The following is an 18,989-nucleotide window of genomic DNA, read 5'->3' as shown; positions in this document are numbered from 1 at the left end:
ACCTACCGAGCTTCTTTATTTTATCGTATGGACATTTTAAATTTCAAGAAAAACTCATTGTACTCACCGATTTTTTCTTTACCTAAATTTTTATACACATGCAAATTATTTCGAACTTCTTTTGATGGATAGTAGCGTTCGTCGTTTACTACTTCCGGATCCATTAATTTTAATGCAGCTTTATTCGGTGTAGAGTATCCTACATAATCTGCATTTTGAGCAGCCACTTCAGGATCTAACATAAAGTTAATGAATTTATGAGCACCTGTGATGTTTTTAGACGTTTTAGGAATAACCATGTTATCAAACCATAAATTCGAACCTTCTGATGGTACATTGTATGTTAAGTCTTCATTCTCATACATCATATCAGCGGCTTGACCTGACCAAGTTAAAGCTACAGAGGCATCACCATTGACCATTAATTGAGTTACTTCATCTCCGATAATAGCTTTGACATTCGGAGCCATTTTTATTAATTTGTCAGTTGCTGCCTTTAATTCATCAGTATCAGTAGAATTAAGTGATTTTCCCATACTGTTTAAGCTAACACCTAAAACTTCACGAGCACTATCAACTAATATCACTTTGCCTTTTAGAGAAGGATCCCAAAGATCATCCCAACTATCAAAATTTTGTCCTTTTAACATTTTTGTATTATAAACAATCCCTACAGTCCCCCAAAAATAAGGGACAGAGTATTTATTCTTCGGATCAAAATCCAAATCCAAGAAATCTTCATCGATATTCTTGATATTCGGAATTTGTTTGTAATCGATAGGAAGTAGTAATTCACGTTCTTTCATTTGCTCGATTGTGTATTCAGATGGCATCGAAATATCATAAGATGTACCACCTTGCTCAATTTTCGTCATCATCGCTTCGTTTGAATCAAATGTTTCATAAATAACGTGAATACCAGTTTCTTTTTCAAATTGTTTCAGTAAGTCAGGGTCAATATATTCGCCCCAGTTGTATATGGTTAAAATATCTTTCCCTGATTTCCCGGAAGTTTGGTCCATTACACTTGCAGCATACATCAGTACTGCGCAAACAAGAATTATGCCAACTGTATAGCGTACTAATGACTTCATTTAGGAACCTCCGATCCACGAGCGCCTTTACTACGGTTTGTGATGAAGTAATAACCGAGCACAAGTAACATCGTAACAAAGAATACTAAGCCTGAGATAGCATTAACAGTTAAAGACACACCAGCGCGTGCCATAGAATAGATTTCAACGGATAAAGTACTAAAGCCATTTCCGGTAACGAAAAACGTCACTGCGAAATCATCAAGGGAATAAGTTAAAGCTAAAAAGAATCCAGCGAAAATACCTGGTTTGATATAAGGTAAAATAACACGAGTTAAAATATCGCGACGTGATGCACCTAAATCAAGTGCGGCATCGATTAGAGAAGAATTCATTTCTTGTAACTTAGGTAAAACCATAATGACAACAATTGGGATACTAAAAGCAACGTGAGCTAATAATACAGAACTAAAGCCTAAATTAACTCCAACCATTGTGAATAAGATCAAGAAAGATGCCCCAATAATAACGTCTGGACTTACAATTAAAATATTATTAAGCGAAAGAACAGTGTTACGTAGTTTGTGATTGCGTATCGAAACAATTCCAATCGCACCAAGAGTCCCAATCATAGTGGAAATGAGTGCGGACAATAATGCTACTACAACTGTATTAATTAAAATGTTGATCAAACGTGTATCATCAAATACAGCTTTATAATGTTCCAACGTAAATGATTCAAAATTTGTCATCGTTCCGCCACTGTTAAAAGAGTAAAATACTAAAAACAGAATAGGCGCATACAAAACGACAAATACCAAAGCTAAATACAGCTTTGAACCTTTACTTAGCTTTTCCATTTTGTGATGCCCCTTTCTCTTTTTGACCAGTGAGTAGCATGATGATGAACATAAATAGTATTAAGAAAACTGCGATTGTCGAACCCATTCCCCAGTTCTGAGTAACCAAAAACTGTTGTTCAATTGCAGTCCCAAGTGTAATAACTCGGTTACCTGCAATAAGTCGAGTTATCATAAATAGAGATAATGAAGGGATAAATACTGCTTGAATTCCTGATTTAACACCGTTCATTGTCAGTGGTAGTATAACTCGACGGAATGTAGTCAGTTTTGAAGCACCTAAATCACGAGAAGCATAAATAAGTGCTGGATTTAATTTATCCAATGCATTGAAAATCGGCAAAATCATAAACGGAATGAAAATATAAACAGCCACAAAAACAAAACTAGCATCAGTAAATAAGATTTGTTGCTCTGGAATGCCAATTGTTTTCAAAACTGCATTAATCGGTCCACTCATACCGAAAATCCCAATAAATGCGTACGTTTTTAAAAGTAAGTTAATCCATGATGGAATAATAATTAATATAAGCCAAAGTTGTTTTTGCTTTGTTTTAGTAATTAAATATGCCGTAGGATAAGAAACTAATAAAGAAAATACGGTAATCAGAAATGCGTACCAAAATGAACTTAGTGTCATTTTTAAATAAACGCCTGTAAAGAAATTCTGATAGTTAGCGAATGTAAAATTACCATTTAAATCAAGAAGTGAGTAATACACAACTAATATAATAGGGGCAATTACAAAGAGAGCAATCCATAAATAATATGGAACGAGTGTAAATGGGCTGTTTTTGTTATTTCTCATCTTCTTCATCTCCATATGATTCTAAACGTTTGTCAAAGTCTTCCTCTGTCTCGTTTAGACGCATAACGTGAATGGCTTCAGGATCAAAATCTAGGCCGATTTTCGTACCAACTGTTGCTTTTTTTAATGAGTGTACAAGCCATTCATTTCCATCTTTATCATAGGTAGATAATTCATAATGTACACCGCGGAATAATTGTGTATCTACAGTTACTTCTAGCTTACCATTTTCAAGTGACGTAATTTCTAAATCTTCAGGTCGAATTACGATGTCTATTTTTTCATTAGGATTTAAACCTTGGTCAACACATTCGAATGTTTTGCCAGCGAATTTCACGACAAAGTCTTCAATCATCGTACCAGGTACTATATTTGATTCGCCAATGAAATCAGCAACGAATCGGTTAATTGGTTCGTCATAAATATCAACTGGCGTACCACTTTGTTGAATAGTACCCTCGTTTAAAACGAAAATTTCATCCGACATTGCTAATGCTTCTTCTTGATCATGTGTGACAAATACAAATGTTTTACCTAGTCGTTGTTGTAATTCTCGCAGTTCATATTGCATCTCTGTACGAAGCTTTAAATCTAATGCTGATAATGGTTCATCTAATAAGATGATTTCAGGATCATTCACGATTGCTCGAGCGATAGCAACGCGTTGGCGTTGACCACCGGACATTTCAGAAATTTCACGATTGCCATAGCCTTCTAAGTTAACGAATTTTAACGCTTCATTTACACGAGTTGTTATTTCAGCATTTTTTAGTTTTTTAATACGCAATCCAAATGCTACATTTTCAAACACATCTAAATGTGGGAATAGGGCATAGTCTTGGAATACAGTATTTACTTGTCTTTCATTTGCAGGAACATTATTGATTTTCTTCCCATTGAAATAAATCGAGCCACTCGTTGGCTCCATGAAACCAGCGATTAGGCGGAGAATTGTTGTTTTACCACAACCAGATGGACCTAGTAGCGTGTAAAACTCACCTCTTTCTAATTCAAAACTGATGTCTTTTAATACGACAGTGCCATCAGAATAAGACTTCGACACGTTTTCAAAGCGGATAATTGAGTTTTCAGTCATGTGGGGCCTCCTAAACTATAAATAAGATTCGGTTGCGACGAGTAAAAGCTCGGTTTTTCCTGCGTGAGCATTAAACAGTTGATGAGTATCTGAAGCATCGAAATAGACCGCATTTCCTGCAGTTGCGATATATTCTTCTTTACCTAATACAAGTCGAACACGCCCAGTTAAAACATAGATAAATGTTTCAGAGAGAGAAGGCTCAAATTGTTTGAATTCACCGTTTTGTTCAAATGTTAAAATGACAGGTTCAATTTCTTTTTCATTAGAAGTTGGAATAAGCCATTGAATACGATATTTTTTATCTTCGTCTGTAAAGATTGTTTGGTCATCATCTGTGTAAACGACCTTTTGTTCTTCTTGTTCATCATCAAAAAAGTCTTTCGGTGTTGAGCCAAGAACTTCTAGTAATGTGAAGAGAGTTTCAATAGAAGGGGAGTTTAAATCTCTTTCTAATTGTGAGATGTAACCTTTGCTCAAATCTGTTCTTTCACCTAACTCTTCTTGGGTAAGACCCTTTTTTAGGCGAAGTCGTTTAATCTTTTTGCCGATTTGCATCTACCTTGCTCCTCGATTGTTTACTATTCGTAAACTTAAAGAATCGAAAGTTTACTTTAACGAAACTTTTAGTTTACTCAAACGATATCTATTATACAAAATTGACAGCATTTTTCAACCGTTTTTAGAAAAAATAATAGCAGTATTGAAAGTTTATGAGAAAATATATGAAGTTTTAAGATGAAAATGGTTATTCTCTATATTTTCATACCCTTAATGGGAAGAAAGTATTCTATTTATATAGGAGATGATTTCTTCAAATTGTTCTAGTAATAAAAAAACCAAGCATATCTAACAAGAGGTTCTCAATTAACCTAATTCATTAAATTTAAAAAACCGAATGCATCTTCGCATTCGGTAGACATTACTAATATTAATCTCAAAACTCCAGAGCTCTCTTCACATCATTAATATAGGTACTACTGACAGGAAGTTCAGTATTATCTTTCAAAACAATCATTAAATTTGATGAGAAATCTCTAGTTATTTTTTGAATAGAGTGGATATTCACTATATAAGAACGGTGAATTCTTAAAAAACAGTCAGGTAAGCGTCTATGTAACTCTTTTAATGTTAAGTTCGTTTTGTATTGTTCACTTTTAGCATAAAACCAGCTTTTCTTATTTAAGCTTTCAAAATGTGAAACTTTTTCAATTGCGATTGGCGCCCATTCATCATGTTGTTTACCAGTTATAAAGCGAAAAGGTTCTTTTACAGCTAAATGATAATTGGGTGGTAATATGACTAATAGTGCTGCATGTTGCCCTTGTAAGTCGATCGGATAACCAATGCAGTAATAGGGTGTACCCAATATCTCTTCTTCTACAACAGCTTCGATCTTTCTTCTTTCTTGAATAACTCGTTCAGCAATGCTCCCTTTTTTTATCCCTTGGCCATTGTTTAAATGTACATCATAATCGCCCGCCACATAATAGATGTAAGAGTCTCCGATAGCAATCGCCAGCGTTGCCTCCTGTGGAACCCAATCCGCTAACAAATTCTTGTATTGATCAACTAAACCTTTTGCAAAACCAACTTTATCCTCAACCATTTGAAGTGCCCCCTCAATTCATCTTGGAAAAACATTCTTTCATCGTAAAAAAATGGGTTTTTGTCGAAAAACAATAACAAAAATTAGAAACTGTTATATATTAATTTATAACAACGTTGTCTGTTATGCAACACTTAATTCAAGCAGATTTTAACGTAAATTAATTGGAAGGTGTGGATTGTTATGGTATCGAGACAACAACAAGTGGAGCTATTAGAAAAGAATTGGTCTGAAGAAGGGCGATGGTTAGGAATTGAACGTCCATATAGTGCAGAAGAGGTAGTTAAATTACGTGGTTCTGTAATTATTGAACATACATTGGCAAAAAAAGGTGCAACACGTCTATGGAAATCTTTACATGAAGAAAATTTTATCAATGCTTTAGGTGCATTGACAGGGAATCAAGCTGTACAACAAGTTAAAGCGGGGTTACAAGCAATTTATCTAAGTGGTTGGCAGGTAGCAGCAGATGCAAACCTTTCAGGTCAAATGTATCCTGATCAAAGCTTATACCCAGCTAATAGCGTTCCTGCGGTTGTTAAGCGTATTAACCAAGCATTACAACGAGCAGATCAAATTGATCATGGAGAAGGGCGCGAAGATGGCTTTGATTGGTTCGCACCGATCGTAGCAGATGCTGAAGCTGGTTTTGGCGGACCTTTAAATGTTTTTGAATTAGTTAAAGGTATGATTGAATCAGGAGCTTCAGGAGTTCACTTAGAAGACCAATTAGCTTCGGAGAAGAAATGTGGTCATTTAGGTGGTAAAGTTTTACTTCCAACACAAAATGCAATTCGCAATCTAATCTCTGCAAGGCTTGCAGCTGATGTTTTAGATGTACCTACAATTTTAATTGCACGTACTGATGCAGATGCAGCAGATATGGTTACAAGTGATATCGATCCAAGAGATGCAGAGTTTATCACAGGGGAACGTACTCCCGAAGGATTCTTCCGTACAAAAGCGGGTATTGATCAAGCGATTGCACGCGGCCTAGCTTATGCACCGTATGCAGACTTAATTTGGTGCGAAACATCAACACCAGACTTAGAAGAGGCAAAGAAATTTGCTGATGCAATTCGTGCAAAATATCCAAATAAAATGCTTGCGTATAATTGCTCACCATCATTCAATTGGAAAGCAAACTTAGATGATGAAACAATCGCTAAATATCAAGTTGAACTAGGTAAGATGGGTTACAAATTCCAATTCGTAACGTTAGCTGGATTCCATGCGTTAAACCACAGCATGTTTGAACTAGCGCATGATTATAAAAACAATGGCATGGCTGCATACTCTAAACTTCAAGAAGCTGAATTCGCTAACGAAACAAAAGGATATACAGCTACAAAACATCAACGCGAAGTAGGAACTGGTTACTTTGATGAGGTGTCACAAGTGATTTCCGGGGGAACATCATCTACAACTGCTATGAAGGGTTCTACAGAAACAGCACAATTTATTTAATCAAAAGGGGGATGGGCTATGAGTACTAAACAAGTAACTTCTCAAGAAATAAAAATTTTAGGGAAACAATCGGCATCTAGCGAAAAAATTTTAAAAATTGAAGCCTTGCAATTTATAGCTTCGTTACACCGCCAGTTTGATCAAAGAAGAAAAGAATTATTAGAAGAACGTCAAAATAGACAACAGCGCATCGATGCTGGTGAGAAACTGGATTTTCTTCCAGAGACAAAAGAAATCCGTGAGGGAGAGTGGACTATTGCTCCACTTCCTGCAGATCTACAAGATCGTCGAGTAGAAATTACGGGTCCTGTTAATCGTAAAATGGTCATTAATGCACTGAATTCTGGGGCAAAAGTGTTCATGGCATGTTTTGAAGATGCAACATCACCAACTTGGGACAATATGATTGAAGGGCAAGTGAATATGCGTGATGCAGTTAGAAAAACAATTTTCTTTACACAATCATCAAATGGTAAAACATATCAATTAAATGACAATCCAGCTGTCTTACTTGTTCGCCCTCGAGGTTTACACTTACTTGAGAAGAATATAGAAATTGCCGGTGAATCAATCTCTGGAGGACTGTTTGATTTCGGTTTATATGTCTTCCACAATGCGAAGGAGTTAGTGGCCCGTGGATCAGGTCCTTATTTCTACTTACCAAAACTTGAAAGCCATTTAGAAGCACGATTATGGAATGACGTATTTATTTATGCTCAAGAGCAACTAGGGCTTCCGCAAGGAACAATTAAGGCTACTGTCTTAATCGAAACGATTACAGCTGCATTTGAAATGGATGAAATTTTATATGAATTGCGTGAGCATTCAGCAGGTTTAAATTGTGGACGATGGGACTACATTTTCAGCTATTTGAAACGATTACGCAATCAACCAGAAGTTATTTTACCTGATCGTGATCAAGTGACAATGACATCGCCATTCATGCGTGCGTACACTTTGAAATGTGTGCAAACTTGTCATAAACGGAATGCACCAGCTATTGGGGGAATGGCTGCGCAAATTCCAATTAAAGATAATCCAGAGGCAAATGAAATCGCTTTTGGTAAAGTGCGAGAAGATAAGCGTCGTGAAGCATCAGATGGTCATGATGGAACGTGGGTTGCCCATCCGGGGTTAGTATCAGTAGCTATGGAGCAATTCGATGAACATATGAAAACACCAAACCAGATTGATAGTAAAAGGGAAGATGTGCATGTTACAGCAGAAGATTTGTTAGAAGTGCCTGTAGGAACGATAACAGAGGCAGGATTACGAGTCAATTGCAGTGTAGGGGTTCAATATATCGCTTCATGGCTACGAGGTAATGGAGCTGCGCCAATCAACCATATGATGGAAGATGTGGCTACAGCAGAAATTTCACGCTCACAAACTTGGCAATGGATTCGTCATCCGCGAGGGGTGCTTGATGATGGTCGTAACATTAATGAGCAACTATTTATAGAAATATTACAACAAGAACTTGCAGAAATTGAGCAACAAGTTGGCCAGGAAAACTTCCAAAATGGTCGTTATGAGGAAGCGGCAGACATTTTCAAATTCTTGACGTTAAAACCGGCGTTTGAGGAATTTCTAACTTTACCAAGCTATAGTCATATTCAATAACAAAAACGGAGGAGATTACAATGAAAACAACGAAACAAGAAGTAGCAAAAAAACATTGTCGTGAATGCGGATGCGTAATTGTTGAGCGTGTTGAATCAACTCTTTATGAGTGTGAGCGCTGCATCGGCATAAACGAAGAATAAAATCAATATTAAAAGTTAAACTCATTAGTCAACAAAAGGCTGATGAGTTTTTTTGTGATTGTTTTAACCATAATCCATATTGTATTTGAAATATAGATTTCCCGACTTTTTAAAACCGCATTCTACATTCCTCATGCTATGTTTAAATAGTACCATTCCGCCATGAAATTAATATATGTACATATGCAATAGTTCACCGAAATGTTCTTGAAAAATAAAAAGTATTATAGAGAAAAATGATGATGATTTATGCTAAACTAGGTGTCTAAGGAGGCGGAAATATTGGGAAAGAAATTGTTTTTTTATCTAGATCCTAAAGAACGACAGGGTGCGGTGAAAGTCCCAAGTGATCCCGTTTTTGAAGGTACATTCCTAATGGTGAATAATCGTTTAATCGATGCGGTTGCATTAGAAGATTATTGTCCTGAATGTTTAGGGTTATTACGTTATTCAGATGATTATGATGCATTATTTTGTGCAAATTGCAATGAATGGAGAGAAGAGGCATGTGAGGATCCCTCCTGTGAAAATTGTAAAGGCCGGCCCAATCGACCTTTGTAATTGTTATTGTAAAATTGACAGTAATTAATCTGTGGATTACTTTTCCATATATAATACGGTTACATTGACAAAAAAGCCTATAATTATAATAATTTCTATCAAATTAAACTCCATTTATGGGGTTTTTTCTTTTGTTATCATTTTTTTAATATAATTAATAAATTCATACAAAGAATAAATTCTTTATTTCTTGGATGCACAAAATGTCGATTATTTGTCACAATAGGAGATAGATTAGAATAATTATTAAGTGTAATTGATTGATTTCACAATGTTGATTTGCTATTGTAGGAATTGGATTATTGTGAAAATTTTATCTTTTCGCAATAGCATACATAACAATATTTGGAGGGATTCAACATGGCAGAACGTTTAGTAGCAAATCAAGCACCTCGATTTGAAATGCAAGCAGTATTAGCTAATAAAGAATTCGGTAAAGTTAATTTAGAAGAAAACATGAAAAACGACAAGTGGACTGTTTTATTCTTCTATCCAATGGACTTCACATTTGTATGCCCAACAGAAATCACTGCAATGTCAGATCGTTACGATGAATTTGAAGATCTTGATGCAGAAGTAATTGGTGTATCAACTGATACAATCCACACTCACTTAGCATGGATCAACACTGATCGTACTGAAAATGGTCTTGGCCAATTAAAATTTCCATTAGCAGCTGACCACAATCAACGTGTATCTCGTGATTATGGCGTGTTAATTGAAGAAGAAGGCGTAGCACTTCGTGGATTATTCATCATTAATCCAGAAGGCGAGCTTCAATATCAAGTTGTTAATCACAATAACATCGGTCGTGATGTAGATGAAACTCTTCGCGTTCTACAAGCACTACAAACTGGCGGTCTTTGCCCAGCTAACTGGCGCCCAGGTCAAAAAACTCTTGAAGTTTAATTTAGAATTCTAACATCAAAAAGGCCTAACAAACGTTAGGTCTTTTTTTAAAAGATGAGAATATACTATGTACGAATTCCATTATGAGGTGATTAAACATGAAACTACGTGCTCAAATGCCTGAATTAGTAGGCGCAACAGCTTGGTTAAACGGTAAAGTATCAAAAGCAAACTTAATCGGTAACAAACCAACTCTAATCCATTTCTGGTCTGTAAGCTGTCATTTATGTAAAGAAGCAATGCCAGATGTCAATAAATTCCGTGATGAATACAGTAAAGAATTAAATGTTGTTGCAGTTCATATGCCCCGTTCTGAAAGTGATTTAGATTTAGACGTTATAAAAGCAACTGCAGCTGAACATGATATTACACAACCAATCTTTGTTGACGGTGAAATGAAGTTAACTGATGCCTTCGATAACCAATATGTACCTGCATATTATGTTTTTGATAAAGAAGGCCAACTTCGTCATTTCCAAGCTGGTGGAAGCGGTATGAAAATGCTTGAAAAACGCGTTAACCGTGTATTAGACGAAGTTCGTAACGCTGAAGCTTAAGCTATTTCGAATATCATAAGAATTGTCCTGTTTTTATAAGGATAATTCTTTTTTTATTGGAAAAAATAGTGATAGTTGCGTTTGTATGCTTAAATGTATTGTGTTACACTATGTCCATTCTTTACAGTATCGGGGGAAATTTTCATGAAAAAAGAATTTGTTGTCATTGGATTAGGTCGTTTTGGCGGCAGTATCGTTTCGGAGCTGATACAACAAGGTGCTGATGTAATGGCAATAGATAAACAACCAGAAAGGGTGGACGAGTTTGCTCCTATCGCTACGCAGGCAGTTGTAGCAGATACGACGGACGAATCTGTTTTGAAGTCACTTGGAATCCGAAACTTTGAACATGTAATCATAGCAATTGGTGACGACATCCAATCGAGTATTTTGACCACATTAATGTTAAAAGAAATTGGAGTGCAGAAAATTACTGTAAAAGCTCAAAATGATTACCATGAAAAAGTATTAAGAAAAATTGGTGCTGATCATGTTGTCCATCCAGAACGTGATATGGGGATTCGTATTGCGAATAATATGATGTCAAATAATGTACTCGATTACTTGGAATTATCTGATGAACATTCAATTATGGAGATTAAGGCAAATCATTTATTAGAAGGCCATACAATCATTAACTTAGATATCAGGGTAAGATATGGTATCAATATTGTAGCGATTAAAAGAGGGCAAGAAATCATCGTTTCACCGCAAGCAGATGAGGTCATTCATGAAGGTGATATTTTAATTGTTATCGGAGCAGATGTTGATATTAGTCGTTTTGAGAAGAAAATGATGAATTAAGAGTAAAAAATTTTTTAAGAATCATTCATTTTTAAGAGCTAGAGATGAATTATCCTTTGGGGTAATTAATATGAACAACATATTTCGTTTTTTTATATTTTCACAATAAAATTATAAAAAGGGTAGAGATTATTAAATCTCTACCCTTTTGTAATCAAACTTCCATGATGATCGGCAAAATCATTGGACGACGTTTTGTTTTTTCAAACAAGTATGGTCCTAATGCATCAGTGATATCATTTTTCAATTCTGACCACTGAGGTGTTTTGTCTTGTAATGTACGTTGTAAGTGACGGTTCAACATTTGTTGAGCTTCATTAATCATCATACCTGATTCACGCATATATACGAAACCACGAGAGATAATATCCGGACCGGAAACAATTTTCTGTGTCTCCATATTCACGCTAACCACAACGATGACTAGACCTTCTTCGGAAAGGATACGACGATCACGTAATACGATATTACCGATATCACCAATTCCATTACCATCAATGTAAACATCACCAGAAGGAATTCGGCCTGATACAGCAGCCGTATTAGGGCTAAGTGCAAGGACGTCACCATTCTCCATGATGAACGTATTGTCTGGTTCTACGTCACAATCAATAGCTAAATCAGCATGCATACGAAGCATGCGATACTCACCATGAATAGGCATAAAGAATTTTGGTTTAATCAGACGAAGCATTAGTTTTTGTTCTTCTTGAGAGCCGTGACCAGAAGTATGAATATTATTCAGTGAACCATGAATAACTTCTGCACCTGCACGGAATAATGAGTTAATTGTTTTATTAACGCTAATAGTATTTCCTGGGATTGGTGAAGATGAAAATACAACAGTATCGCCAGGTTGAATTTGGATTTGACGGTGAGTCCCATTGGCAATACGAGAAAGTGCTGCCATTGGTTCACCTTGGCTACCAGTACAAAGAATCAATACTTCGTTAGCTGGCAAACGATTTAACGTTTGTGAATCAACAAAAGTTTCTTTTGGTGCAGTGATGTAGCCTAATTCACGACCAATTGTAATGGCGTTATCCATACTTCTGCCAAATACAGCGATTTTACGTCCGTGTCTAGCAGCGGCATCTGTAACTTGTTGTAAACGGTGAATATTTGAAGCGAATGTTGCAAAAATAAGACGGCCTTCTACTTTGCGTAGAATTTCATCAATACTTTCTCCAACTTTGCGTTCAGACATTGTGAAATTAGGAACTTCGGCATTTGTACTATCAGATAGTAGACATAACACGCCATCACGTCCGATTTCAGCCATTTTTGTTAAGTTTGCTGGTTCACCAACAGGAGTGAAGTCAAATTTGAAATCTCCTGTATGAACGATATTACCAGGAGGAGTTTTAACGACAATACCGTATGCATCCGGAATACTGTGGGTTGTTCTGAAGAAGCTCACAGAAGTTTTACGGAATTTAATAATGTCCTCTTCTTGGATTTCAATCATTTTTGTTTGGCGAAGTAAACCATGCTCGTCCAATTTATTACGTAACAAACCTAGTGCAAGCTTGCCGCCGTATACAGGAATGTTAATTTGACGTAGCAAATAAGGAATACCACCAATATGATCTTCATGACCATGTGTAATGAAAAGACCTTTAATCTTGTCTACATTTCTTACTAAATAAGTGTAGTCTGGTATAACATAGTCAATACCTAATAGATCATCCTCAGGGAATTTAATTCCTGCGTCAATCAAGATAATTTCATCTTGGAATTGTACGGCATACGTATTTTTACCGATTTCGCCCAGTCCGCCGAGTGCGAAAACCGCTGTTTGGTCGTTTTTGACAAACTTCATACGTTTAGAGTTTCTCCACGTGGAAATGTTCGCTTGCTTGTTCGTACTCTAAGTAGTTTCCTTCAAGCAACTGAACAAACTCGATATTGTAGTTACGGTCTTTAAGTTTTTGACGAACTTCACGCTCGTCTGCCGCTTCTAAGTATAAGCTTTTAGTATTTTCGCGAACTGGTACTTCAAGCGCATTTTCTTGATAATAAACTTTGTAAATCATAATATGCTCTCCTTTAACACGTTCAAAATAATTGCATTTCCTTTATATTATCACGCTAGTAACTTAAAATAAAGAAAAGCCCTCCAAAATTATGAAGGGCAAATAAACTTAAGCGATTGTTTTTTTTCCGAGCAAGCCATTAAGCCGTTTCAACAATTGTTTTTTAAGGCGTTTAAACATGGCATATCACTCCTCGTGGACATTATACAATATTAAGTTATTACTGTAAAGTTATTTTACTTAACAAACGGAAATACAAGAAAAGAGAGGAAGTAATTTAGTATGCAGAAAAGAATATTATTTTTTGATATTGACGGAACACTTTATAATTCGAAAAAAGAAATTCCACAGACAACAATTGATGCGGTAAAAAAAGCAAAAGATAATGGTCATGAAGTGGTTATTGCTACGGGTAGAGCGCCGTTTATGATTCAGGAAGTTCTTGAAACGCTAAAATTAGACTCTTATGTTTGTTTCAATGGCCAATACGTTGTGTATAAGGGGCAGCCCATCTCATTGAAGCCAGTGCCACTCGAACAACTGAAGGTTCTTGTTAACTATGTGGAGAAACAGGACAAACCATTAGTTTTTTTAGATAATCATGAGATGGTTACTTCTGTTCCAGAGCATCATCAGATAAAGGAAAGCTTGACTTCTTTACTCTATCCTATGCCAAGACTTGATAAAGATTTCTACTTAAATCATCCTATTTATCAAGTATTATTATACGTAAGTGTTGAGGAGGAAGAAGAGTATGCAAAGGCTTTTCCTGAATTGGAGTTAGTTCGTTGGCATACTTATTGTTGTGATGTATTAAATAAAGGTGTTTCTAAAGCGTATGGGATTGAACGATTACTTGAATATACAAATTTTGAAATGCAAGATGCGATAGCTTTCGGTGATGGCTTAAATGACGTTGAAATGCTAACAGCAGTTGGGACAGGTGTAGCGATGGGAAATGGTCATGTGAAAGCGAAAACTGTTGCGAGTTTTGTGACTGATCATGTAGATGAAGATGGATTAGTAAAAGCAATGGAAAAATTACAATTGGTATAAAAAACAATAAAAAAGCCTTACTATGATTTTACGACTCATAGTAAGGCTTTTTGTGTTAATTATTTTCAATTGGTTGAGAATTAGGTACATCCGCGAATGGGTTGGATTCATTAATATGATCATAGAACATGACACCATTTAAATGGTCTAATTCATGTTGAAACGCGATTGCGGGTATTCCTTTTAAGCGCATTTTTTTCTCTTCACCATCGAGTGTATGGAATTTAACTGTAATTCGTGCATGACGTGGTACGTAACCAGCTACATTCCGATCAACTGATAAACAACCTTCACCATTTGTTAAATAAGTATTTTCTACTGAATGACTAACGATTTTCGGGTTTACAGCTACGAAACTGATTTGATTGTCATTGTCATCAGGTAAATGAAGTGCAAACATTCTTTTTGATTCATTTATTTGCGGAGCGGCAATACCTATTCCAGAACGCAAGTTATATTTTTCACTTAACACAGGGTCTTGACTATTAATAAGGAATTCAAGTAAGTCTTGACCTAGCTTTTTATCCTCAGGTGATAGGGGGAAAGTTAGTTCTTTCGCGCGGGTACGTAAAGTTGGATGGCCTTCGCGAATTACATTATCCATTAAAATCATTTTTCGTTTCTTCCTTTCGATACAAAATCTATATCCATAGTATAACGAACAACGACAATCGTTCAATGGAAAAGAGAGTTCTTAAAAGATTATTTGTTTAAGTTTATGACATTTGGGAATATTTAATACGAGGTAAAAAGCTGTTCTAGTAAAGGGTGGAAAAAATAATCTGTTGTATAATACAGTTGTCTAAACGTTTATAGTACAGGTTTTTCTGAATAATAAGAATAAAATAATGTAAGCATTATCATAACAATGATTGACCTATTTATTTTAATTCAGTATACTGAGAACGAAGAAACGTTGTATTACTAAAACGAAAAAAATTTATAATACAGACACAGAGGAGATGTGGTAACATGGCTTCACAAAAATCAAAGCAATTCGATCCAGTTGCAAACTTGCATGAGATTGAAGAAAAATTTGAAATGTTTCAGATTTTGAATGAGGAAGGCGAAATTGTTAACGCAGATGCAGATCCGAAACTATCGGATGCTGAATTAGTTGAATTAATGAGCCGAATGGTTTTCACGCGTATTTTAGACCAACGTTCAATTTCATTGAACCGTCAAGGACGCTTAGGATTCTATGCACCAACAGCGGGTCAAGAAGCTTCTCAAATTGCTTCTCACTATGCGCTTGAAAAAGAAGATTATATTTTACCGGGATATCGTGATGTGCCTCAAATTGTTTGGCACGGACTACCGCTTTATAAAGCATTCTTATTCTCACGTGGACATTTCATAGGTAATCAAATTCCTGAGGATGTTAATGTGTTACCACCACAAATTATTATTGGTGCTCAGTATATTCAAACAGCTGGAGTTGCACTTGGTATGCAAAAACGAGGCAAAAAATCCGTTGCTGTAACATATACGGGTGATGGTGGTTCGTCACAAGGGGACTTCTACGAAGGTATTAACTTCGCAGGAGCGTTTCGTTCACCAGCGATCTTCATCGTTCAAAATAACCAATTTGCTATTTCTACACCACGTGAATTGCAAACTGCAGCGAAAACAATCGCTCAAAAGGGTATTGCAGCAGGTATTCCTAGTATCTTAGTAGATGGAATGGATCCGCTTGCAGTTTTCGTAGCAACTCGCGATGCGCGCCAACGTGCCGTAAATGGTGAAGGTCCTTCGTTAATTGAAACAATGTGTTACCGTTATGGTCCACATACTATGGCTGGAGATGATCCAACTCGTTACCGTACTTCTGATACAGATTCACAATGGGAAAAGAAAGATCCAATTGTACGTTTCCGTAAATACCTAGAAGCAAAAGGTTTGTGGAGCGAAGAAAAAGAAGCAGAAGTAATTGAAAAAGCTAAAGAAGAGATTAAAGCAGCTGTCAAAGAAGCGGATGCGGCACCAAAACAAAAAGTAACAGAACTGATCCGTAATATGAATGATGGCGATTTACCATATAATTTACAAGAACAATACGAAATCTTCAAAGAGAAGGAGTCGAAGTAACCGATGGCACAACTGACGATGATTCAAGCAATTACAGACGCACTACGCTGCGAATTAAAAGATGACGAAAACGTTCTAGTGTTCGGTGAAGACGTTGGTGTCAACGGAGGAGTTTTCCGTGCAACTGAAGGTCTTCAAAAAGAATTTGGGGAAGATCGCGTTTTCGATACGCCACTAGCAGAATCAGGTATTGGTGGATTAACAATCGGTCTTGCGCTTCAAGGTTTCCGTCCGGTTCCAGAAATACAATTCTTTGGTTTCATATATGAAGTAATGGACTCTGTAAGCGGTCAATTAGCACGTATGCGTTACCGTACAGGTGGAGCACTTGGTGCACCTGTTACAATCCGTTCTCCATTTGGCGGTGGTGTACATACACCAGAAATGCACTCAGACAGCTTAGAAGGCTTAATGGCATCTCAACCAGGATTAAAGGTAGTCGTACCTTCAACACCTTATGATGCAAAAGGGTTACTAATCTCATCTATTCGTGATAATGACCCAGTAGTCTTCCTTGAGCATTTAAAATTATATCGCTCGTTCCGTGAAGAGGTTCCTGAAGAGTCTTATACTATTCCATTAGGAAAAGCTGATGTGAAGCGTGAAGGAACAGATTTGTCAATCTTTGCATACGGTGCAATGGTACACGAATCACTAAAAGCTGCTGAATTATTAGAAAAAGAAGAGTACTCAGTTGAAGTTGTGGATTTACGAACTATTCAACCGCTAGATATTGAAACAATTATTGCTTCTGTTGAAAAAACAGGTCGTGCAGTTGTTGTTCAAGAAGCACAAAAACAAGCAGGTATTGCTGCTAATGTAGTAGCTGAAATTACAGAGCGTGCTATTCTTAGTCTTGAAGCACCGGTACTTCGTGTAGCAGCACCGGATACAATCTACCCGTTCCCACAAGCAGAAGCAGTTTGGTTGCCGAATGCAAAAGATATTGTTGAAACAGCGAAAAAAGTACTAACATTCTAATTCGTTTTCGAAACAGAAAGGGTGAAACATATGGCATTTGAATTTCGATTACCAGATATTGGTGAAGGAATCCATGAGGGTGAAATTGTAAAATGGTTCGTAAAAGCAGGTGACAAAATTCAAGAAGATGACGTGCTTTGTGAAGTACAAAATGATAAAGCGGTCGTTGAAATTCCTTCTCCGGTAGAAGGTACAGTTGAAGAAGTCCTTGTTGAAGAAGGTGTTCTTACAACAGTTGGTACAGTTTTACTACGAGTAGACGCACCAGGTTATGAAGATATCCAACTAAAAGGTCATCATGATGAAGAAGAAACCGCAAAAGAAGAACCAACAAAAGCTGCAGTTGAAGAAGCTCCGAAAGCAGAAACAACAACAACAGTAGCATCACAACCATCGGTGGAAACTGACCCGAATAAACGTGTTATTGCAATGCCATCGGTCCGTAAGTTTGCACGTGACAATGACATTGATATTAAACAAGTATCAGGTTCAGGTAAAAATGGACGTATTGTCAAAGAAGATGTGGAATCATTTATGAATGGTGGCTCAGCTCAAGCTGCAACGCAGTCAGTTGATGCACCAGTTGCAGAAGAGACTCCAGTTTCTGAAAAAACTAATGAAAAAGCTTCTGTACAACCAGTATTAGAAGGCGACTTCCCTGAAACACGTGAGAAAATGTCAGGTATCCGTCGTGCAATTGCAAAAGCAATGGTTCATTCAAAACAAACAGCTCCACACGTAACATTAATGGACGAAGTGGATGTAACAGAACTTGTAGCACATCGCAAAAAATTCAAAGAAATCGCTCTTGAAAAAGGTATCAAACTTACTTATTTACCGTATGTAGTAAAAGCTTTAGTTAGCGCATTACGTGAATTCCCTGAATTTAATCGATCACTTGATGATGCAACTCAAGAAATTGTTCAAAAACACTATTATAATATCGGTATAGCTGCCGATACAGATAAAGGCTTATTAGTTCCGGTTATTAAACATGCAGATCGCAAATCGGTATTTGCAGTTTCTGACGAAATTAATGAGCTTGCTACAAAAGCTCGTGACGGTAAATTAGCACCAAATGAAATGAAAGGTGCATCTTGTTCGATTACAAACATAGGTTCTGCAGGTGGCCAATGGTTTACTCCAGTAATTAACCATCCTGAAGTAGCTATATTAGGAATTGGTCGAATTGCAGAGAAACCTGTAATAAAAAATGGTGAAATTGTAGCGGCACCTGTGTTAGCATTATCATTGAGCTTTGATCATCGAATGATCGACGGTGCTACAGCGCAACATGCGTTAAATCATATTAAGCGTTTGTTAAGCGAGCCCGAATTATTATTAATGGAGGCGTAAG

20 protein-coding genes are annotated in these 18,989 nt (G+C 36.6%); 11 read left to right on the top strand and 9 right to left on the bottom strand.

Going from position 1 to position 18,989, the window contains the following annotated elements; genetic code table 11:
- Positions 1-20: 20 nt before the first annotated feature.
- The 6 genes from AMD00_RS13875 to AMD00_RS13850 form a co-directional block, all read right to left on the bottom strand.
- A complete protein-coding gene (locus tag AMD00_RS13875; protein WP_053417610.1) occupies positions 21-1,094 on the bottom strand; it encodes an ABC transporter substrate-binding protein in 1,074 nt (357 codons plus the stop codon).
- Positions 1,091-1,894, bottom strand: a complete 804-nt coding sequence (locus AMD00_RS13870) for an ABC transporter permease (RefSeq protein WP_053417609.1) — start codon at positions 1,892-1,894, stop codon at positions 1,091-1,093. Before AMD00_RS13870 ends, AMD00_RS13875 begins: the two co-directional genes overlap by 4 nt.
- A complete protein-coding gene (locus AMD00_RS13865; protein ID WP_053417608.1) occupies positions 1,878-2,702 on the bottom strand; it encodes an ABC transporter permease in 825 nt (274 codons plus the stop codon). The genes AMD00_RS13870 and AMD00_RS13865 overlap by 17 nt, the downstream gene beginning before the upstream one ends.
- A complete protein-coding gene (locus tag AMD00_RS13860) occupies positions 2,692-3,798 on the bottom strand; it encodes an ABC transporter ATP-binding protein (protein ID WP_053417607.1) in 1,107 nt (368 codons plus the stop codon). Before AMD00_RS13860 ends, AMD00_RS13865 begins: the two co-directional genes overlap by 11 nt.
- A gap of 15 nt (positions 3,799-3,813) precedes the next feature.
- On the bottom strand, positions 3,814-4,356 hold the full coding sequence (locus AMD00_RS13855) for a helix-turn-helix domain-containing protein (RefSeq protein WP_053417606.1): 543 nt from the start codon (positions 4,354-4,356) through the stop codon (positions 3,814-3,816).
- Positions 4,357-4,735: 379 nt separating this feature from the next.
- Positions 4,736-5,407 carry a LytTR family DNA-binding domain-containing protein gene (locus AMD00_RS13850; RefSeq protein ID WP_053417605.1) on the bottom strand — a complete coding sequence of 224 codons (672 nt, stop codon included), beginning with the start codon at positions 5,405-5,407 and terminating at the stop codon, positions 4,736-4,738.
- Positions 5,408-5,590: 183 nt separating this feature from the next.
- On the opposite strand from AMD00_RS13850, the gene aceA reads away from it, so the two are divergent.
- The 7 genes from aceA (at position 5,591) to AMD00_RS13820 (ending at position 11,471) form a co-directional block, all read left to right on the top strand.
- Positions 5,591-6,874, top strand: coding sequence for an isocitrate lyase (gene aceA / locus AMD00_RS13845; protein ID WP_053417604.1), 1,284 nt, complete (start codon positions 5,591-5,593; stop codon positions 6,872-6,874).
- A gap of 18 nt (positions 6,875-6,892) precedes the next feature.
- Positions 6,893-8,497 carry a malate synthase A gene (gene aceB / locus AMD00_RS13840; protein WP_053417603.1) on the top strand — a complete coding sequence of 535 codons (1,605 nt, stop codon included), beginning with the start codon at positions 6,893-6,895 and terminating at the stop codon, positions 8,495-8,497.
- A 20-nt stretch (positions 8,498-8,517) separates the two neighbouring features.
- Positions 8,518-8,640: a YhfH family protein gene (locus AMD00_RS23710; RefSeq protein WP_200866437.1), complete on the top strand. Its 123-nt coding sequence runs from the start codon at positions 8,518-8,520 to the stop codon at positions 8,638-8,640.
- Between the two features lie 282 nt (positions 8,641-8,922).
- Positions 8,923-9,201 (top strand): hypothetical protein, encoded by a 279-nt coding sequence (locus AMD00_RS13835; RefSeq protein ID WP_053417602.1) that lies wholly within the window; start codon positions 8,923-8,925, stop codon positions 9,199-9,201.
- A 360-nt stretch (positions 9,202-9,561) separates the two neighbouring features.
- Positions 9,562-10,110 carry a peroxiredoxin gene (locus tag AMD00_RS13830; protein WP_038183596.1) on the top strand — a complete coding sequence of 183 codons (549 nt, stop codon included), beginning with the start codon at positions 9,562-9,564 and terminating at the stop codon, positions 10,108-10,110.
- 98 nt (positions 10,111-10,208) lie between these two features.
- A complete protein-coding gene (locus AMD00_RS13825; protein ID WP_053417601.1) occupies positions 10,209-10,667 on the top strand; it encodes a TlpA family protein disulfide reductase in 459 nt (152 codons plus the stop codon).
- A 144-nt stretch (positions 10,668-10,811) separates the two neighbouring features.
- Positions 10,812-11,471 carry a potassium channel family protein gene (locus AMD00_RS13820; protein WP_053417600.1) on the top strand — a complete coding sequence of 220 codons (660 nt, stop codon included), beginning with the start codon at positions 10,812-10,814 and terminating at the stop codon, positions 11,469-11,471.
- Positions 11,472-11,625: 154 nt separating this feature from the next.
- Here the strand turns inward: AMD00_RS13820 and rnjA are convergent, their stop codons facing one another.
- Entirely contained in the window at positions 11,626-13,293 is a 1,668-nt protein-coding gene (rnjA, locus tag AMD00_RS13815) for a ribonuclease J1 (RefSeq protein WP_038183613.1), read from the bottom strand.
- A 4-nt stretch (positions 13,294-13,297) separates the two neighbouring features.
- A complete protein-coding gene (locus AMD00_RS13810) occupies positions 13,298-13,507 on the bottom strand; it encodes a DNA-dependent RNA polymerase subunit epsilon (RefSeq protein WP_053417599.1) in 210 nt (69 codons plus the stop codon).
- A 282-nt stretch (positions 13,508-13,789) separates the two neighbouring features.
- Between AMD00_RS13810 and AMD00_RS13805 the strand changes: the two genes are divergently transcribed.
- Positions 13,790-14,563: a Cof-type HAD-IIB family hydrolase gene (locus AMD00_RS13805; RefSeq protein ID WP_053417598.1), complete on the top strand. Its 774-nt coding sequence runs from the start codon at positions 13,790-13,792 to the stop codon at positions 14,561-14,563.
- Positions 14,564-14,618: 55 nt separating this feature from the next.
- Here the strand turns inward: AMD00_RS13805 and def are convergent, their stop codons facing one another.
- Complete coding sequence (gene def, locus AMD00_RS13800) at positions 14,619-15,176, bottom strand: peptide deformylase (RefSeq protein ID WP_053417597.1); 558 nt, start codon at positions 15,174-15,176, stop codon at positions 14,619-14,621.
- A 359-nt stretch (positions 15,177-15,535) separates the two neighbouring features.
- Between def and pdhA the strand changes: the two genes are divergently transcribed.
- Genes pdhA through AMD00_RS13785 form a run of 3 tightly spaced genes read left to right on the top strand, consistent with a single transcriptional unit; the run spans position 15,536 to position 18,988 of the window.
- The gene (gene pdhA, locus AMD00_RS13795; RefSeq protein ID WP_053417596.1) at positions 15,536-16,651 is read left to right on the top strand and encodes a pyruvate dehydrogenase (acetyl-transferring) E1 component subunit alpha; all 1,116 of its coding nucleotides are present in this window, start codon (positions 15,536-15,538) and stop codon (positions 16,649-16,651) included.
- A gap of 3 nt (positions 16,652-16,654) precedes the next feature.
- Positions 16,655-17,632 carry an alpha-ketoacid dehydrogenase subunit beta gene (locus tag AMD00_RS13790; RefSeq protein WP_053417595.1) on the top strand — a complete coding sequence of 326 codons (978 nt, stop codon included), beginning with the start codon at positions 16,655-16,657 and terminating at the stop codon, positions 17,630-17,632.
- A 30-nt stretch (positions 17,633-17,662) separates the two neighbouring features.
- Entirely contained in the window at positions 17,663-18,988 is a 1,326-nt protein-coding gene (locus AMD00_RS13785; RefSeq protein ID WP_053417594.1) for a dihydrolipoamide acetyltransferase family protein, read from the top strand.
- The last annotated feature ends 1 nt before the right edge of the window (position 18,989 follow it).

The organism is Viridibacillus arvi (genome assembly GCF_001274945.1).
Lineage (GTDB): Bacteria > Bacillota > Bacilli > Bacillales_A > Planococcaceae > Viridibacillus > Viridibacillus arvi.
The sequence above is the reverse complement of the archived record's forward strand: the minus strand, read 5'-3'. Positions and strand labels throughout refer to the sequence as shown.

What these genes read in the sequence shown, in the direction of transcription:
- AMD00_RS13790 (WP_053417595.1), top strand. Translation starts at nt 16,655, where the DNA reads ATGGCACAACTGACGATGATTCAAGCAATTACAGACGCACTACGCTGC.
- AMD00_RS13855 (WP_053417606.1), bottom strand. Translation starts at nt 4,356, where the DNA reads ATGCAAATCGGCAAAAAGATTAAACGACTTCGCCTAAAAAAGGGTCTT.
- AMD00_RS13850 (WP_053417605.1), bottom strand. Translation starts at nt 5,407, where the DNA reads ATGGTTGAGGATAAAGTTGGTTTTGCAAAAGGTTTAGTTGATCAATAC.
- AMD00_RS13825 (WP_053417601.1), top strand. Translation starts at nt 10,209, where the DNA reads ATGAAACTACGTGCTCAAATGCCTGAATTAGTAGGCGCAACAGCTTGG.
- AMD00_RS13785 (WP_053417594.1), top strand. Translation starts at nt 17,663, where the DNA reads ATGGCATTTGAATTTCGATTACCAGATATTGGTGAAGGAATCCATGAG.
- def (WP_053417597.1), bottom strand. Translation starts at nt 15,176, where the DNA reads ATGATTTTAATGGATAATGTAATTCGCGAAGGCCATCCAACTTTACGT.
- pdhA (WP_053417596.1), top strand. Translation starts at nt 15,536, where the DNA reads ATGGCTTCACAAAAATCAAAGCAATTCGATCCAGTTGCAAACTTGCAT.
- AMD00_RS13830 (WP_038183596.1), top strand. Translation starts at nt 9,562, where the DNA reads ATGGCAGAACGTTTAGTAGCAAATCAAGCACCTCGATTTGAAATGCAA.
- AMD00_RS13875 (WP_053417610.1), bottom strand. Translation starts at nt 1,094, where the DNA reads ATGAAGTCATTAGTACGCTATACAGTTGGCATAATTCTTGTTTGCGCA.
- AMD00_RS13865 (WP_053417608.1), bottom strand. Translation starts at nt 2,702, where the DNA reads ATGAGAAATAACAAAAACAGCCCATTTACACTCGTTCCATATTATTTA.
- aceB (WP_053417603.1), top strand. Translation starts at nt 6,893, where the DNA reads ATGAGTACTAAACAAGTAACTTCTCAAGAAATAAAAATTTTAGGGAAA.
- AMD00_RS13805 (WP_053417598.1), top strand. Translation starts at nt 13,790, where the DNA reads ATGCAGAAAAGAATATTATTTTTTGATATTGACGGAACACTTTATAAT.
- aceA (WP_053417604.1), top strand. Translation starts at nt 5,591, where the DNA reads ATGGTATCGAGACAACAACAAGTGGAGCTATTAGAAAAGAATTGGTCT.
- AMD00_RS13870 (WP_053417609.1), bottom strand. Translation starts at nt 1,894, where the DNA reads ATGGAAAAGCTAAGTAAAGGTTCAAAGCTGTATTTAGCTTTGGTATTT.
- AMD00_RS13810 (WP_053417599.1), bottom strand. Translation starts at nt 13,507, where the DNA reads ATGATTTACAAAGTTTATTATCAAGAAAATGCGCTTGAAGTACCAGTT.
- AMD00_RS13820 (WP_053417600.1), top strand. Translation starts at nt 10,812, where the DNA reads ATGAAAAAAGAATTTGTTGTCATTGGATTAGGTCGTTTTGGCGGCAGT.
- AMD00_RS13860 (WP_053417607.1), bottom strand. Translation starts at nt 3,798, where the DNA reads ATGACTGAAAACTCAATTATCCGCTTTGAAAACGTGTCGAAGTCTTAT.
- AMD00_RS23710 (WP_200866437.1), top strand. Translation starts at nt 8,518, where the DNA reads ATGAAAACAACGAAACAAGAAGTAGCAAAAAAACATTGTCGTGAATGC.
- rnjA (WP_038183613.1), bottom strand. Translation starts at nt 13,293, where the DNA reads ATGAAGTTTGTCAAAAACGACCAAACAGCGGTTTTCGCACTCGGCGGA.